At 45.0% G+C, this 16,958-nt stretch carries 16 protein-coding genes and 1 pseudogene; 10 read left to right on the forward strand and 7 right to left on the reverse strand.

Annotated features, from left to right (window positions below):
• Positions 1–148: pseudogene (locus RIE73_RS28220) on the forward strand (RNA-guided endonuclease TnpB family protein); the annotation flags it as partial.
• 215 nt (positions 149–363) lie between these two features.
• On the opposite strand, the gene RIE73_RS28225 reads toward RIE73_RS28220, so the two are convergent.
• From RIE73_RS28225 to RIE73_RS28245, 5 genes are all read right to left on the reverse strand, one after another.
• Positions 364–1,068, reverse strand: a complete 705-nt coding sequence (locus tag RIE73_RS28225) for a hypothetical protein (protein WP_446404330.1) — start codon at positions 1,066–1,068, stop codon at positions 364–366.
• Between the two features lie 61 nt (positions 1,069–1,129).
• Positions 1,130–1,399 (reverse strand): DUF6658 family protein, encoded by a 270-nt coding sequence (locus RIE73_RS28230; RefSeq protein ID WP_446404331.1) that lies wholly within the window; start codon positions 1,397–1,399, stop codon positions 1,130–1,132.
• Between the two features lie 206 nt (positions 1,400–1,605).
• Positions 1,606–2,940 carry a hypothetical protein gene (locus tag RIE73_RS28235; protein ID WP_446404332.1) on the reverse strand — a complete coding sequence of 445 codons (1,335 nt, stop codon included), beginning with the start codon at positions 2,938–2,940 and terminating at the stop codon, positions 1,606–1,608.
• 388 nt (positions 2,941–3,328) lie between these two features.
• On the reverse strand, positions 3,329–4,303 hold the full coding sequence (locus tag RIE73_RS28240; protein WP_446404333.1) for a M48 family metallopeptidase: 975 nt from the start codon (positions 4,301–4,303) through the stop codon (positions 3,329–3,331).
• A gap of 142 nt (positions 4,304–4,445) precedes the next feature.
• The gene (locus RIE73_RS28245) at positions 4,446–5,648 is read right to left on the reverse strand and encodes an argininosuccinate synthase (protein WP_446404334.1); all 1,203 of its coding nucleotides are present in this window, start codon (positions 5,646–5,648) and stop codon (positions 4,446–4,448) included.
• Between the two features lie 624 nt (positions 5,649–6,272).
• Between RIE73_RS28245 and RIE73_RS28250 the strand changes: the two genes are divergently transcribed.
• From RIE73_RS28250 to RIE73_RS28290, 9 genes are all read left to right on the forward strand, one after another.
• On the forward strand, positions 6,273–8,507 hold the full coding sequence (locus RIE73_RS28250; protein WP_446404335.1) for an adenylate/guanylate cyclase domain-containing protein: 2,235 nt from the start codon (positions 6,273–6,275) through the stop codon (positions 8,505–8,507).
• 169 nt (positions 8,508–8,676) lie between these two features.
• Positions 8,677–8,889 (forward strand): chlorophyll a/b-binding protein, encoded by a 213-nt coding sequence (locus RIE73_RS28255; RefSeq protein WP_446391154.1) that lies wholly within the window; start codon positions 8,677–8,679, stop codon positions 8,887–8,889.
• A gap of 43 nt (positions 8,890–8,932) precedes the next feature.
• Entirely contained in the window at positions 8,933–9,175 is a 243-nt protein-coding gene (locus RIE73_RS28260; RefSeq protein ID WP_446404336.1) for a hypothetical protein, read from the forward strand.
• Between the two features lie 217 nt (positions 9,176–9,392).
• Positions 9,393–9,884, forward strand: coding sequence for a pentapeptide repeat-containing protein (locus RIE73_RS28265; RefSeq protein ID WP_446404337.1), 492 nt, complete (start codon positions 9,393–9,395; stop codon positions 9,882–9,884).
• A gap of 236 nt (positions 9,885–10,120) precedes the next feature.
• Entirely contained in the window at positions 10,121–10,999 is an 879-nt protein-coding gene (locus tag RIE73_RS28270; protein ID WP_446404338.1) for a DUF4382 domain-containing protein, read from the forward strand.
• 190 nt (positions 11,000–11,189) lie between these two features.
• Positions 11,190–11,633 (forward strand): carboxypeptidase regulatory-like domain-containing protein, encoded by a 444-nt coding sequence (locus RIE73_RS28275; RefSeq protein ID WP_446404339.1) that lies wholly within the window; start codon positions 11,190–11,192, stop codon positions 11,631–11,633.
• 340 nt (positions 11,634–11,973) lie between these two features.
• A complete protein-coding gene (cbiM, locus tag RIE73_RS28280; RefSeq protein ID WP_446404340.1) occupies positions 11,974–12,615 on the forward strand; it encodes a cobalt transporter CbiM in 642 nt (213 codons plus the stop codon).
• A complete protein-coding gene (gene cbiQ, locus RIE73_RS28285; protein ID WP_446404341.1) occupies positions 12,612–13,394 on the forward strand; it encodes a cobalt ECF transporter T component CbiQ in 783 nt (260 codons plus the stop codon). The genes cbiM and cbiQ overlap by 4 nt, the downstream gene beginning before the upstream one ends.
• Positions 13,395–13,495: 101 nt before the next feature.
• Positions 13,496–14,266, forward strand: a complete 771-nt coding sequence (locus RIE73_RS28290) for an energy-coupling factor ABC transporter ATP-binding protein (protein WP_446404342.1) — start codon at positions 13,496–13,498, stop codon at positions 14,264–14,266.
• A 319-nt stretch (positions 14,267–14,585) separates the two neighbouring features.
• Here RIE73_RS28290 and RIE73_RS28295 read toward each other — a convergent pair whose 3' ends face one another.
• Both RIE73_RS28295 and RIE73_RS28300 read right to left on the reverse strand, forming a co-directional pair.
• Positions 14,586–15,554 carry a choice-of-anchor A family protein gene (locus RIE73_RS28295; RefSeq protein WP_446404343.1) on the reverse strand — a complete coding sequence of 323 codons (969 nt, stop codon included), beginning with the start codon at positions 15,552–15,554 and terminating at the stop codon, positions 14,586–14,588.
• 435 nt (positions 15,555–15,989) lie between these two features.
• Positions 15,990–16,925: a glycosyltransferase family 2 protein gene (locus tag RIE73_RS28300; RefSeq protein WP_446404344.1), complete on the reverse strand. Its 936-nt coding sequence runs from the start codon at positions 16,923–16,925 to the stop codon at positions 15,990–15,992.
• Positions 16,926–16,958: the final 33 nt, after the last annotated feature.

The raw sequence follows: 16,958 nt of genomic DNA on the forward strand, positions 1-16,958 counted from the left end.
AGCCGCAGGGCTTGCGGTGATAGTCTGTGGAGCGAACATAAGACCCGATGGATATAAGTCCAAAGGGCAGTTGCGAAAAACCCCTGAGCTTCGACAGGCTCAGCTACCGCGTAGTCTCAGGGGTAGGAAGCAGAAACTCAAATCGTGAGGTTTGGGAATCCCTCGTCTCCGGCGAGGGAGGATGTCAATGCTATTAACAATTAGCCCTAAACCTTTACACCAATAGACAATGTATGTCAAGAGTTCCGACTCTAGTGCAGCGCGGCAGAAATAACTAACCAGCGAACAAACTGCCTAAAAGCAGCTGCCATAGGTTCCTTATAGCCTTCTGCCCTGGAGCCTTCGGACTTCTGCCTTCTTGTACTAGTCAATCGCATCCGCCGTATCTTCTAATGCTCGCTGCGCTGATTTACTGGCTTTACTGGCTTTATCTTGCACGACATCGGCTGTATCTTCTGCGGCGCGTTTCGTCTTTTTGACGATAGTTTCACCCGTTTCTTGTGCCTTTTCTTTCGTGTCTTCGGCTGAACGTTTGGTAGACTTCGCTACATCTTCAGCAACATCTTCAGTTTTTTCCTTCGCCTCTTTTGCCGAACGCTTGGCAGACTTGCTTACTTCTTCAGCCGCATTCGTTGTATTTTCTTGGAGATTTTCAACACCTCTCTGAGTTCCCTTAGTTACACCCTCGGTGAAATCAGTGGCTGACTCTTTTACATCTTTGCCGAGTCGCTCCACTCGTTTATTCAGCGGCGCTCCTTCTTGATAATTCTCGATAAACTTTTCCGGAGTATCCGCCTTCTTCTCCAGATTTTTCTCCGCGTTTTTAATTAATTTATCAGGATTGTCCTTCGCCTTTTGAGACGTTTTCGGAGAATCAACCCCCTGATAGTCTTTCGCTCCGCCTGTAGGCGTGAGAACTTCAGTAACATTCTTTTTCACATCGTCAGCCGTCTTCGCTGATACCCCACTATTGCATCCTGTACTGATGAATACAAAGATACCCGCTAAAGCCACGGTTAATAATTGAGTGAAGCGTTTATTTTTTAGCCAATCTATCACTCTGCTCATAAAAAAATCTCCTTAGTTTTATTGTCAGTGAATTATCCTAAGTCTAAAGCAGCCACCGTTCTCAGCTTAATCGAGCTAATTCGGGTTGCTCTACCGAGTTGTTTGATACATTTAACCTACGGCTGACATCAGGATTTAGAGACATATTGTTCTCTGTGTAACTGTCTCCCCCCTTCTTGTAGGGGTTATTCGTGCCTCCAGCTTGAACCGGAGGATTTTCTGGACGCCCACTTTCTACCGCTGTACTACTACACGCCGTACCAATCAGTAGCATCACGCAGGCTAAAGCCAGTGTTAATATCTGCCGCCAAATCTCAGTCAGTCGTTTCACGCTATACTCCTAAGCGATATGCACCTCACGATAGCCTAGCTTATCAATGTCCAGGCGATCGCTATCTCTAGCCAAGGTGACATTTTACTTGATACTGGCAGCGGCTCGTCTCTAACTGAAGACAGAGAAATATCATTGGCAGCCTTGAGCCGATTCTCGTCTCCCCGGCTCGCCATAGTGCCATGGCACGTCTCTACTTCCCTCGTCTACTGAGTTTCGCATGTCTGTTCCACATTGACATAATCCCGAAGCTGAGAAAACACTCGGTAAGCATCTAGCTGAAATTCTGAACTTGCCGCATTATCCATTTTGATCAGATTATATTGGACATTTTCCGTGTGAATGGCAAAGGTAATTTTAAACACTTCAAAAAATGTAATCACCCAACGACAATCCTCTTCCGCATAATTGGTGTAATATTGAATTAATTTAGCAATGCAAGTTTCTAGATGATTGCGCGAGTTTGGACAAATCATAATAATTTTCAGCAAGAGCATCGCTAAGGTTAAGTGATGACCTTGAGACATGAGCAGAATAAACAGAGGTGACGGCTCATCCTGATTTTCAGTGGTTAAATATTCAATTAAGCGGTTACAGGTTCTCAGGAGTAATGCCGCCTCTATGGTTGTATCGTGGTAATCTTCGTAGAGAGCATTTAATTTATCGGCTAAGGTTTTATTTAATGATTTAACTAAATCTTTATTTTTAACGGAAAATATTAAATAATTTTGCAAGCTTTTTTTAAAGCGCTTATACTTTAGATATTTTGTTTGTTCTAAAAATATATTCGCTACATTCTTATAATTAAACAGTCCATGCTTAACTACAATTTTTTTGATCAGATCAACAACTTTATCCCCTAAACCTGTCGGATTTTTGTGAATGGGTTCCCGGTGAATGGCTGATTTGGAGTGTGCCGTATACATCGCTAAATCAAACTTGAACTGATCTTTGAGCTTTTTGGATAAGAGCCTCGCGGCTTCACGTTGCTCTACAGGGTTGTTCAGATTCGTATACTGGGGAACGAGTAAATAAGAGATATAACGGTTACTCCAATGCCCTGAATCGGACGTAACTTGTTGAGTAATAAATAATTGAAGTTCGTGATAATCTTGACTATTAATGAAATTTAATAGCCAGGTTCTCTGACGGCTTAAGGTTGGCGATAATGTTCGTTTGCTAAGTTTTACATCAGAAAATAAGGAGACTAAGTCTTGGCTAGCATTAAAATTTCTTGAAGTATACCAATTATTAATGATAATATAACAGGAACGTTTAACCGTATTCTTAAATTCTTTTTCATCATTGGCAAAAAGTATTTCTGATAAAGCCTTTATCGCTTCTGGATTACCTTCTGATGCATTGTAGTCAATAAATAACCATTTAAATTCTTGTAAAACCGTTTCTGGAGGTTGCTGTTTAACCGTATCGAGCAAAAATTGATAAATAACATCCTGTGCCTGCTGAAGAGGGAATCCTAGCTGGTTAGGTTGAGTACGAGACTCAGTATGATGAGTGTCTAAGATAACTTCCCTGATCATGGAAATCCAAGAGGACGCTTACGCCCTTACTGAAGGTCTAATAGTAACAACTTGATGACACCCTGCGTCAAGGCTACCGCTGATCAGCGGGTTCTGCCTGACAACCTGACAATTGATATTGACATAAATTCATCATATATATTTTCGTGAAAATATATAGGGGTTGCTGAATAAGCGTTGGGGTGAGGCGAGGGAACAGGGAACGGGGAACAGGGAACAGTAAAGAATATCCTCAATACTGTTCGGTTAAGGGGAGCGGGGGAAGCAGGGGGAGCGGGGGAAGCATGTAGAGACGTTGCATGCAACGTCTCTTAGCAGCGGGAGAATAATGCTTAAGTCAGCGATGCGAACGTTTATAGCGAAGACAGCGCTTACTACATACGAACCTTTACGGATTATCCGACTCAGATTTAATCCGGTTAATTTCCCGTTGTAATTCTTCGAGTTGACGCTTTAATCGTTGGGCTTCCTGGTTTTGAGCCGCCTGGGATGGCACATTGACTGATCCTTCGTCCGTTACTCGTCGATAATTACCCTGACGAATTTGGCGATATTCTTCTGATTTGACCCAATCTCGCAGATAGCGCAAGCGTTCAACCGGAAAAGGATGGGTAAGAAACGAACCATTCCCACCATTGTATAATAAAAACTTATAAACTTGATTAAGACTATCTTGGTCAAGGTCTTGAAATCGGTCGGATTGGCGGATGAATTCATCAAGGCTGCATTCATGACCATAAGCATGAGAACCCCCTGATAGTTTCATCATCGTTTTCATGACGATATTGATATCATCGATGACCAATAAAGCTGCTCGATCTGAGGATAACTCGGCTTTCCGCCGCCATTCATAGAAGGCAAACAGTAAACCACTGGTGACAATATTGCCAATCCCAAAGGTTAAGTCTCCCAGAAATGCCGCCGCACCCATCGCCCAGATTCCCATCTGAATTAAAATCGTGTGACCGCATTTGATATGTCCCAGTTCATGGGCTAACACGGTGCGAATTTCGACTTCACTGAGTACGTCTAATAACCCTGTATTTAATACAATATATGGATGGTCTTGTCCCAAGGCATAACTATTCACTTGGGGATTTTGACTGACAAATAGGGTAGGTTCAGGATGGATGTCTAAATCTCGCACACATTCGCGAAATAAGCTGTAAATGGTGGAATATTGGCGCGGTCCGACTTGGATACTGTTGCCCATCAGATAGACGAATTGGGGGCGTTCGTAGATAAATTCGATGAATTTGCGGGCAGCTAGGTTAAATCCAGGAACACTCCGGAGGGCATCCTCAGCTTGTTGGTCAAGGGGGTGTCGGAAGGCGTCGCTAGAAATTCCAGGATAGGTGGGCATAGGGAAGTTGAGGCTGAAACGTGGAAGTTAGTCTTTCTATCCTAGCGATTTGTAGAGACGTTCCGGTGGAACGTCTCTCCGGTGGAACGTCTCTCCGGTGGAACCGAATTAAGGCTGGTGGGCAATGCCCACCCTACTGGTTTTAACTTCTAGTTTTGGCTGACCAAACGCGAGTGGGTAATCCCCAAATGTAGATAAAGCCTTCAGCGGCTTTGTGGTCAAACTGATCTTCGGAGGTATAGGTGGCTAGTTCTGGGGTATAAAGGGAATTGCTAGACGCTCGTCCGACAATCGTGGCATTCCCTTTAAAGAATTTCACCCGCACGCTTCCGGAGACTTGCTCCTGAGTTTGCTGAATGAACGCATCCAGGGCATCTTTTAGGGGAGAATACCATAACCCCTGGTAAATAAGCTGGCTATAGGTGTCTTCAATCCCTCGCTTATACTGGCTGACATCAGATGTCAACGTCAGGCTTTCTAAGTCGCGATGGGCATGGATTAAGGTTAACAGAGCCGGGACTTCATAAATCTCTCTAGATTTAATCCCGACAACCCGATTCTCAATCATATCAATCCGCCCCACCCCATGATTTCCAGCGACTTGGTTAAGCTGAGTAATCAGGGCTACCGGATCAAGGGTTTGACCATTTAACGAGATTGGAATGCCTCGCTCAAAGCCAATCTCCACGTATTCTGGATCATTGGGAGTATCCGCGATCGCTTGGGTCATTAGATAGATTTCTTCGGGCGGTTCAGCCATGGGATCTTCGAGAATCCCCGCCTCAATACTACGACCCAACAAATTACGGTCAATACTATAGGGGGAGGACTTTTTCACCGGAGAGGGAATGCCAAATCGTTCCCCATAGGCGATCGTATCTTCCCGACTCAACCCCCACTCCCTCGCGGGTGCGAGAACTTTCAAGTTGGGGTCAAGCGCCGTAATCGACACATCAAACCGCACCTGGTCATTCCCTTTGCCGGTGCAACCGTGAGCCACGGCATCTGCACCATACTTGTGGGCAGCTTCGACCAATAATTTAGCAATCAGTGGACGCGCTAGTGCCGTGGACAAAGGATAGCGATTTTCATACAGTGCATTTGCCTGAATCGCTGGAAAGGCGTAATCTGTGACAAACCGTTCAGTCGCGTCCGCCACCAGAGACTCGGCGGCGCCCGATGTCAAGGCTTTTTCTTTGATCGGTTCTAACTCATCACCTTGACCTAAATCGGCGGCTAGCGTGATCACCTCCTTCACCCCCCATTCCTCTTTGAGATAAGGAATGCAGACGGAAGTATCGACGCCACCTGAGTAGGCTAGTACAACTTTTTCAGCACGACCCATGAATTTCTCACCCTGGGAAACAACCAGGACATCATTCTAATCTGAAATGAGTTGAGTGTTGAGTCTGTAGGGGCGGGTTTAGGGACTTTAGTGTCAACTATTGATGATAACGTTTGTGCAGAACCCGCCCTGAGTCTGTAGGGGCGGGTTTAGGGACTAACGTCAGCTATTGCTGAAATAACGGAACAACAAAACCCGCCCTCCTCACCAATAAATATTCAACAAAACCCGCCCTCCCCACCGATAAATGAACTGACCTTTCGCTTAACACAGAACGTCCATGGTAACGGTTGATCGAAATCAACGCAGGATTCTCTATCTGTCGCTATGATGGTATTCGCTTCCAAAACAGACCAGAACAGCGGCTCCTCGTGGTAACAGCAGGGGAGAATCCCTAACTAATTGCAAGCAATCTAGTTAGGGTCTGTTCAATGGTCTAGCCACACCCAAACACTTACTTGGTGCAGACCCCTGAGAACACCTACGTTAGGGTGAAGCGATCGCGCCGTTTGGTCTGCTAGGAAGGGCATAGTGAACCGAACCAGTGCAACGGTGTCAGACTTTATTGGGGTAGCATCTGGTGGGCAACGATTCACAGGCAAGCCTGGTCGGTGATGTAGACCGATGTTACCGCAAACCATGACCAATTGGGTTTTATTCGCTTCTTGCAAGGTATCGCTACGTCTGGTGCTGCTTTTATCCTGCGTTCTGCTCATTTTTTTGGCTGTGACGTTGATGGGATATCTTTGTCTTCACCAGGGACATGAGATCACCGATTATTTAATTCCGCGTCCGATTCATCCCCTCTATTCTGATGTCATTTATCTCTCAGCATCAGAGGATTGGCTGATTGCTGTAGCGATGCCAGAATCAGATGTCCGGTCAGCAATTGATCCCAATACGCTTCATATCTTGGTTGTCTGCTTGGGGATTTTCGCCTTCGTCGCCCTACTCACGGGGTTAATCTTCATTGGGATACGTCAGTCCCTCTCACACTTATGTCAACGCTCTCAAGCCTTGACAAATTCCCTCAACTCTGAATCAGAGTTGCGTGCCTTATTTGATGCGATGACGGAACTGATTTTTGTCAAAGATCGCCACGGATGTTATCTGAAAGTTGTTTCGGCAAATCCTGACTTGTTAGGTCAACCCGTGGACGCCATGCTGGGCAAAACGGAGTATGATCTATTGGCGCGATCGCAGGCGGATCAGTTTGTCGGGTATATTCGCCAAGCCTTAGACAGCCAACAGACGGTTCAGGTTGAGTATCGTCTCACCTTGGCTGATCGAACGGTTTGGTTTTCCGCCAGTATTTCACCCATCTCAAAAGACTCTGTTCTCTGGGTGGCGCGGGATATTACTGAGCATAAACACACCCTAGAAGCTTTGCGAGCCAGTGAATCACAATATCGAGATTTAGTTGAAACCCCCAATTGCATTATTTTGCGGTGGGATGTTCAGGGGAAAATTAAATTCATTAATCGTTATGGTCAGACGTTTTTTGGCTACGAGGACGATCAACTCCTAAATTGTCCTCTGGTGGGAACTCTCGTCCCGAATACGCCGCGATCGCAACGGATGTTATCTATTTTGATTCGAGCCATCCGTAAACGTCCAGAACGTTACCGCATTCGTACCGTAGACACAATGAACAAGATGGGGGAAACGGTTTGGGTGACGTGGGCAAATAAACCAATTTTTAATGAAGAGGGTGAATTAATTGAAATTCTCTCCATTGGCACAGATGTAACAGAACGCAAGCAAGCTGAAGCCGCCTTGAGAGAAAAAGAGGAATATTTGCGATTAGTTATTGATAATATCCCGCAACAAGTCTTTTGGAAAGATACCAACTTAGTCTTTCTGGGGTGTAATAAAAATTGGGCAAAGACAGCCGGGTTAGACAATCCAGAGGTTGTGGTGGGGAAAACGGACTATGATTTGCTTCCTAGTCGGGACATTGCTGAACTCTACCGCCAGCAAGATGCACGAGTGATTAGCCAGAATCAAGCCGAATTCCATGTTGTCGAAACCAAACAAAAACCTCCCGTTGATGGACAACCCGTTTGGCTGGATGTGAGTAAAATTCCCATCCATGATCCCCAAGGTAACGTGGTTGGGATTTTAGGGGTATTAGAAGATATCACCCAACGGATTCAAGTTGAGAAGCAGCGCCTGCAAGCGGAAGCAGACTTGCGGGCGGAACAAGAAAAGTCAGACCGCCTGTTATTAAATATTTTGCCAGAGGCGATCGCTCAGCAGTTAAAACAAAATCATAGTACCTTAGGCAAGTATCATGGCGACACCCTGATCGCTGAACAATTCGATGATGTGACGATTTTGTTTGCTGATATTGTCGGGTTTACGCCTCTATCCACCCGAATGCCACCGACGGAACTGGTGCAATTACTGGGAACCATCATTTCTACGTTCGATTTGCTATCTGAGGAGTATGGGTTGGAGAAGATTAAAACCATTGGGGATGCCTATATGGTTGCCTGTGGTCTACCCTTACCCAGACTCGATCATACCGAAGCGATCGCGGATATGGCATTAGAGATGCAGCGGGTGATTACTCAATTTCGCATGGATACCGGAGAAGCGTTTCAACTGCGGATTGGCATTAACACTGGACCTGTGATTGCTGGAGTCATCGGGATGAAAAAGTTTATTTACGATCTGTGGGGAGATACGGTAAACGTCGCCTCGCGGATGGAATCTCAAGGAATTTCTGGGGGAATTCAAGTCACTCAGGCGACTTACGAGCGGTTAAAGGATCAATATGTTTTGGAAAAACGCGGGATCATTGAGGTTAAGGGCAAAGGAGAAATGCTCACCTATTGGCTAACGGGGAAAGGGTGATTGGGGATTTGTCCTTTGTTCCTACAAGCTCCCCCATCTCCCCGCACCGGGAACACCTAACGTGCTGAGTACGGTTTTTACGACTTTTGTATTTTGTCAAGCACTTGCAAAAAATATTTACATTGCGTTATATTTGTTAACGTAAGACAACAACAAAGGAGACAAGCAAATGACGACACGCGGTTACAGCGTCGAAGAAGGAGACAGACTGAATAACTTTGCGATCGAACCCAAGGTTTATGTCGATGACACGCCACGCACTGGTTGGACGCAATACGCAGAAAATCTCAATGGACGTCTAGCCATGATTGGCTTCATCTCACTCCTGGCGGTAGAAGCTCTGAGTGGACAAAGCTTGATTGGCTGGTTTACTAACCTCTAGACATCACCCAGCGCACTCGTTGAACCTTATCAGGAAGAAGATAATGAAAACTGATTTTGACTCTTTCAAGAACAAAGACCTATTTAGACCCGTTATTTTTCAGACTGATTTTAATAACTTTGATTCTTTAACACTGAACCAAGCTTGGTCATTGTTTTTTACAGCGGGTCAGGAAGATAAAGTCCTAGGACTAGAACCGGAACTCGGTCGCTTTTTCAACAACCTGTTAATCGCCGTTGGAGTGACGGGAACTCTTACAGCACTCTTTATCAGTACCATTAACTAAGCTGGTGTATCCAGTTGGTTTCCGGTCAAACTCAATAGGTTTCCCACAAGTCCTGGTTATCATGACCAGGACTTAAATAATATAGTAGAGAATTCTCCCTAAATTTTTCTATACCCCTCCCTGGTATTTTCATCCGTCCTACAGTTTGCTTTAATAAAGAACCAGATTCATCCCGGTCAGAAACAGCATTCAGTGGGAGGGAAAATCCAAAGCCACTATGACAGCAGAAGAACTTTTGCAGCAATATGCCGCTGGAGAACGGTATTTTCGTGGCGTCAACTTACGTGGCGTCTTTCTCAGGGGGGTTTCCTTAAAACAAATAGACTTAAGATGGGCTGATTTGAGTAAAGCCTCGTTAATGGATGTCAATTTCTCTGAGGCAAATTTACACGGTGCAAAACTGAGCGACTCTCTGCTCATTGCCGCCAAGTTTAATCAGGCAAATTTAACCCAAGCTAATTTAACGTCGGCTATTTTAATTTTAGCCAACTTGAGCCAGACGTCGTTAAACCAAACAAACTTCCAAAACGCCAACTTGAGCTTGGCAAATTTCCGGGCGGCTTCTCATTGGAGTTCAGCGAATCTCCAAAACGCTATCCTTAAAGGTGCGATTATGCCTGATGGCAAGGTTTTTGGCAAAATGAAGTGGTGGAAAAAGCGTCACTCACTCGTCAATGGATTGAACTTGGATGTCGCTGACTTAAGCTAGGTTCGTCGTTGCCCTAACTATGCCATAAGTGCTGGCATCACTGACTACAAACGTTGAATTCAATGACATTTGTCATAGAAATGAGAACAATAACTTATGTTCCCTGTTTCTGGTTCCCTTTTCCCCGTTTACTATTCCCCCGTTTGCCAGAAGATGCCCTCTAGGGGTATTGCGAATTATTACAAAAACTTGTTGGATTTAATTGGGTATAGTATGAAAACCGCCAAAGGTCATCAATGAGTAAACCAATAATCATTTTCACGGGTCTGATGGTCTTGACAACTGGGACGCTAGTTAGCTGTTCCCAGAGTGAAACGACCAGCGAGACTCAGACACAAACCGAAACTCAGAGTGCAACTCAGGCAAGTCAAGGGAGTGGAACCCTGGAAATTCGGGCGAATGGCGAGGACTTTGTCCGCCAAGGTTTTATATCAAAAGATGGATGGCAAATTGCCTTTGACCATGTTTATGTCAACTTAGCCGATATCACCGCTTATCAAAGTGACCCGCCGTTCAATGCTGAGGCGGGTAGTAAAGTGCAAGCGAAAGACAAAGTGGTTCTGGACAAAACCCACACGGTTGATTTAGCCGCAGGTGGGGAAGATGCCGAACCTATTCTCGTGGAAGAAGTTGGCGATGCCCCTGCCGGACAATATAATGCTTTATCCTGGAAAATGGTCAAAGCCGAGGAGGGACCGGCTGAAGGTCAAACCCTGGTGATGATGGGGACAGCCGAGAAAGAGGGGCAAACCATTGACTTTACTATTGCCCTGAATCAGCCCTTAGAATTTGTCTGTGGGGAGTTTGTTGGCGACGAACGCAAGGGTATTCTCGCTCAAGGGGATACCGCCGAGGTGGAAGCCACGTTCCACTTTGACCACATTTTTGGTGATGCAGGCGCACCCGCTGATGATGAGATTAATACTGGTGCGTTGGGGTTTGAACCGCTAGCGACTCTAGCCAACGATGGCACACTAGAGTTAGACCAAGAGCAGCTAAAGTCAGAACTTTCCCCAGAAGAGTATCAGAAACTCCAAGACATTCTTCCTAGCTTAGGTCACGTCGGTGAGGGTCACTGTGAAGAAATCCAAACCGTTGCCAACAAATCCAGTTAAATTGGTCATTGGTTATTGGTCAACCTCGATGTAGGGGCGGGTTTAGGGATTAATGTTGATGGTTTCTCTTAACTGGGATATAAAACCCGCCTTACCTTTAATCAGACTGGGTTTTAACCGTTTCTAAGACATTAAGAAAATGTGAGCGATGAAGAGGAAATTTTTAGTCCCCCTGATCCTAATGTTAGTGATGAGCTGGTCAGCTAAAGCGACGGCTCATGGTGCCAAGATTAACTATGAAACCACCCAGGCGATTAAAATTGATGCGGCTTTTGATAACGGCGACCCCATGTCCAATGCCCAAGTTACGGTTTACTCTCCCCAAGATCCTTCTACTCCTTGGCTGCAAGGAACCACCGACGAAAACGGTAGCTTTGTTTTTGCTCCCGATCGCTCACAACCGGGAGAATGGGCGGTTCAGGTTCGCCAAGCGGGTCACGGTGATTTGATTACTATTTCTATGGGTGAGGATCAATCAGCAACAGAGAACACCGCAGATAGTCAAGTGATGAGTATTCAATCCACCAATGGCTCCTTCACCCCCATTCAAATCGCGGTGATGTCAGTTGCGGTGATCTGGGGTTTTGTCGGTACAGCACTCTATTTTGCTAAAGGGACAAAACAGGCTAAGTAGGTGGTAACAATTAGGTTAGAATTGTTCATTGTTCATTGTCAAAAAAATTAAGAGCAGGGCGGGTTTTGAATAAATGTTATCATCAATTATGAAACTTAAGTCCTTAAACCTGCCCCGACAAGTCAGGGTGGGTAGTGAATAAATGTTATCATCAATTGTGAAACGCAAGTCCCTAAACCCGCCCCCTACAAGTCAGGGTGGTTTTTGAATAAATGTTATCATCAATTATGAAACGTCAGTCCCTAAACCCGCCCCTACAAACTAGGTTCTATCGAGGGTCGTGAAGGGTCACGCGCCCTGCCCTCTTGCCGAAGTGAAGGGTCAAAACTACACAAAAATCATGCATATTCCTGATGGTATCCTGCCTGCTTCTGTCTGTATCACAGGTTACGCAGCGACAGGAGGTTTCACTTGGTACTCCCTGCGTCAAATTAACCGAGATCCGAATCCCCAAGAGAATATTCCCAAAGCATCTCTACTCACAGCCGCCTTTTTTGTCGCCTCTTGGATTCACATCCCCATCCCACCAGCGAGTGTCCATTTGATTCTGAATGGGTTGTTAGGCACAATGTTGGGATATTATGCGTTTCCAGCAATTCTCATCGGTTTATTTTTTCAAGCGATTATGTTTCAGCATGGTGGTTTATCCACGTTAGGGGTAAACGCCACGATGTTTGGCGTTCCGGCAATTTTGGCGTATCACCTATTTCAACTGCGCCTAAAATTCGATAAGGATAATCGAGTGGTGACGGGTATCTTTGCCTTTATCGGCGGTGCGGGAGGTTTGGGGATAGCAACTCTGCTATTTTTCGCGTTAGTGATTACTAATATTCCCGCAACTATAGATGCATCAGCCGAAAAAATGGCAATTTCTGGATTGGTCTTGGCTCATATCCCACTCATGGCAATTGAGGGCGCGTTTACGACAGCCGTGGCTCTGTTTTTGAAGCAAGTCAAACCTGAATTGTTGGAGAGTCAATGAAACACGGACTGGATTTTTATGCCAATTTGGACTCTCCGATTCATCGTTGGGAATCCCGTTGTAAACTGATTGGCTTATTTAGTTTAATTTTTGCGTTTTCATTTGTTGAGCAATTGAGTTTGCTCCCAGGGATGATCGGAGTGACGCTGGTGTATTATCACCTCTCCAGATTACCCTTCTCGTTTTTGCGATCGCGGCTGCGCTACCCCGGTTTTTTTTTGCTAGCGATTACTCTGCTTTTACCGTTTAGCGTGGGGAGTACGGTTATTGTTCAGATCGGTATTTTGAGTCTATATCAAGAGGGACTTGTGGCGCTAGCGCTGATTGCGACTCGATTTTTATGTATTCTCACCGTGAGTTTAATTCTCTTTGGTACAGCCTCATTTTTGAGTACCGTCAAAGCTATGCGATCGCTGGGACTTCCGGCGGTACTAGCGGATATGACGCTATTGACATACCGCTACATCGAACAGTTTGGTGAAGATTTAACCAAAATGAAACGAGCGATGCAACTGCGAGGATTTCGGGCGACTCGTTTGTCTCGCCGCAATCTGAATGTGCTGGCGTCTCTGGTGGGTAGCTTATTGGTTCGCAGTTACAACCAGTCACAGCAGGTTTATCAAGCGATGATATTGCGAGGGTATGGTTATACCCTGCACCGTCGTAAACCGCCTAATCAGATGAATCGTGTTTCTGGTGGGGATTTAATTATCTTGGGAATAACCGTCGCGATCGCCCTTGGGTTTGTCATGGCTGAAATTCTGGTAGAAAGGCGGTAATAATCGGAAAAAATTTCTCCAATCCTTACGAATGACAAATGACATAAGATGTAGCTTGCTTCTTTTCGGGAGCGAGTATGACGAAGGACAAATGACGAATTATGAGACCACAACAACAACTTGTATCTAACCCAGACAATGCTGAAGAACCTGCGATCGCGATTTCTGGTTTGAGTTTCTCCTATCCAGATAGACCTGAGGTTTTACAAAGAGTCAATTTCAATATATATCCGGAAGAACGAGTTGGTTTAATTGGACCTAATGGTGCAGGCAAGACAACGTTATTTATGTCAATCTGTGGTATTTTAACACCAACCGCTGGAGACATTGATTTATTTGGAAGACCCGTTGTTGTGGGTGAGTTTCGCCCGGAAATTGGCTTAGTGTTTCAGAATCCCAATGACCAGTTATTATTACCATCCGTATGGGAAGATGTCGCCTTTGGTCCCCAGAATATGGGGATGTCAGAGGATGAGGTCAACCATCGCGTTCAACAAGCGCTGTCTCTGGCTGGTGTGGAAATGCTCTCAGAACGAGTACCGCACAATCTTTCTGGGGGTGAGAAATGCTTGGTTGCGATCGCGGGAGTGTTAGCCATGCGTCCCCAATTGGTTCTGTACGATGAACCCAGTGCGAACCTAGACATGCGCTATCGTCGTCGCGTGATTAATTTTCTTCAAACCAGTCAGCAAACGATTCTGATTTCCTCCCATGACTTAGAACTGATTATCGAAGTGTGCGATCGCGTGCTTTTACTGGATGAAGGGCGAATTATTGCCGATGGAACTCCCCAGCAAGTCATGGCTGATGAATCGTTAATGAACGCTCATGGTTTGGAAATGCCGCACTCGCTGCGTCCTCATCATCAGTAGCGGAAAACTATAGCTTCAGAGTTCCGAATCTGCGATCGCACCCATTTAACCTAATTAATGACCTGTATAAGCTGTTCGGCATTTAAACCTTAATGTCAACAACTGCAAAATCGTTGTAATGCGAGCATCTTGCTCGCTACCCATTCCCAATTTAAATGCTTGAAAGCTTACTCCACTCTCTGTCTTTGTCAGACTACTTGCACGTTATGGTAATACAAAAATCCCTGACCTAAGGGATTAAGTCAGGGACGATAGTGTGAGGAGTGTATAAAAAAATGGACGGGGGCTAGGTTGGATGCCTAACCCAGGTTTCAAAGCCTTAGACTTTCTGCTTACCTTTACGGCGAGAAGCAACTCCTAGAGCCGCGACTAATCCTAGTCCAGCTAATGTTGCGGGTTCAGGAACCGTTTCACTAACTTGGGTAATTCTTATTGGGTCAGGTAATTCACCATTGAAGAGATAGTTATTTGATTGTCCCCCTCCCGTTAGCGAAGCCGCAATTAAGTTTCCATTAATTTGACCGTTGTCAAAGTTAAACGCTGCAAAAGGCGCCAAAACACTGCCTTGAATTCCTATGCCACTAGCTGACAGTTCCTCAGCTTCATAGAAGTTGTAGAGAACTTGCTGTCTATCAATACCACCATTGAAATTGAAGTCAAAGTTTTGTAATGATGCGGCGTCTCCACTAATATTTACAATGGCAGTCGCACCCGAAGCTACATTAAAATTGAAGTTGCTAGCATTGCTTAAATCCGACGCATTTAGATGAAAGATATTCTGGTCTTCATCTGAACCATTTAACGTAATTCCACCATAAGCTATGTCTGTCGTACCAGTAGCCTCTAACCCTCCTAAAAATTGAGATAATGCTTGTAGTTCCTGTCTAGCGGCAGCAAAGTCAATCGGATTATCTTGGCGAAGCATTCCACCATGCTCAAGGGTTACATCGGTAAGTTCTGCTGTTTCCCCATAAACTGCATTACCTCGAACTTGACCGTTTTCAAAGACTAAATTTTTACCAACAATTAAGACATCGCCATTGTTTCCGTCTGTCGGGAGAGCCATTCCCGCATAAAAATTTAATAAATCGGCATTTCCGCCAACGGCTACTTTTCCCTCAGCATCCGTATTACTCTGATTCACATCGCCTAGCACAAATACGTTATAGTCAGAAGCGATGCCGAGTTCGATTGCATTAGCCTGGGCAGATATCCCTAGTACCATCGTCGCCGCAATTGATAAGGGAGCTACCAATTGTTTTATGCGCGAAAAAGTTTGAGTATTCATAGGTACAATTTAATTGTGTAAGGAACACTGAGTTTCAGGTATGACTCTTAACCAAGTCTGTTGTTTTAGAGGCTGAACCTAACCTTTGCTCAGTTATTTTCATCTTATTCAACAAACTGCGCCGATGTCATGATAAATCCGAGGAGATCATCAACTCTTTATGCATTTGAGTCACTTTATGAAACTCTAGTGAATTTTCATCCCAGTGCAAAAAACATGAAGAAAATGGTAGCGTTAGTAAACTAAAACGTCGCTCTAGTAATAACTGTGAGCCACATATAGTAGGGGTACAGCAATGCCGTGCCCCTACAGGTAGCTTTGCGCCCCGACAAAAAATATACTATTCTCCGCATCGAGATAAAATCTCTAAACGAAGAATAGTTTGTTGATATAGTATTGACTAGGGATAAAAGGTGGTGTGTGTCTATCTTTATCTCAAGGTTTAATGGTGGACGCTAATGTCCGTTGAGTCGGAGGTAGATGGTAATTATTAGATACCTCCGAAGCGTTAACATCTGATAGAACAGTCATTGGATGAGCTGGCGACAGATGAGACGGTGGCATTTGTTTCATTTCTTGGACTTTCAGCAAAATTAAGTATTCATAAAACGCTTGCAAGGTACACCAAGCCATTCCTGCTTTACCATCCAGACAACCACCCAGGAATAAATACATATAAATCCACCGTAACAGGGGTCTCAAAGGTAAACGTAGGGATAAATCTTTGAGCGCTCGACGCCGTTCAACTTCTGATCGACCAAAGAATAAGTTCCACCAATTGACATTTCCCTGTTCTAACTGACGGACTGTCTCAGCCGCTTCATCGGTGGAGTAGCGATTGTGCTTCTCTATCCAACGGCTCAAGCCTTTACTACAGGTATAGTGGGGATAGGTTTCTTGCAGAAAACGGGTTGATCCATTACAAACTTCCCGTTCTGTGTGACCGTAGTCTGTGAACCAAACTTTTCCTTTTTGGAAAAGACGCATTTGGTAACGGGGGTACTGGGTACTGTGGCGAATCCATTGCCCCATAAACATTACTCGTTCTGCCACATAATAGCCAACCGCATCTGGGTGTTTTATTGCCCCTAAACACTCTTGGAACAGTTGAGGAGTCATTCGCTCATCGGCTTCTAAGATATAAACCCATTGATACTTTGTGGGAATCGCTTCTAGCATCCAGGTTCGTTGCTTGCCATGACTCTCAAACTGATGTTGCACGACACGAACGGGGTAGCGGGAGGCAATTTCTACAGTACGGTCTGTGCTGTAGGAATCTACCACTATGACATCATCCGATAGCTGAGCTGACTCAATGCAAGCCGCAATATCTAGTTCCTCGTTGTGGGTCAGAATGTAGATGGAAAACATAAGTTAAAGAGTGAGTGAACGATTAAATGAGTG

This window comes from Coleofasciculus sp. C1-SOL-03 (assembly GCF_040220555.1).
Lineage (GTDB): Bacteria > Cyanobacteriota > Cyanobacteriia > Cyanobacteriales > Coleofasciculaceae > Coleofasciculus.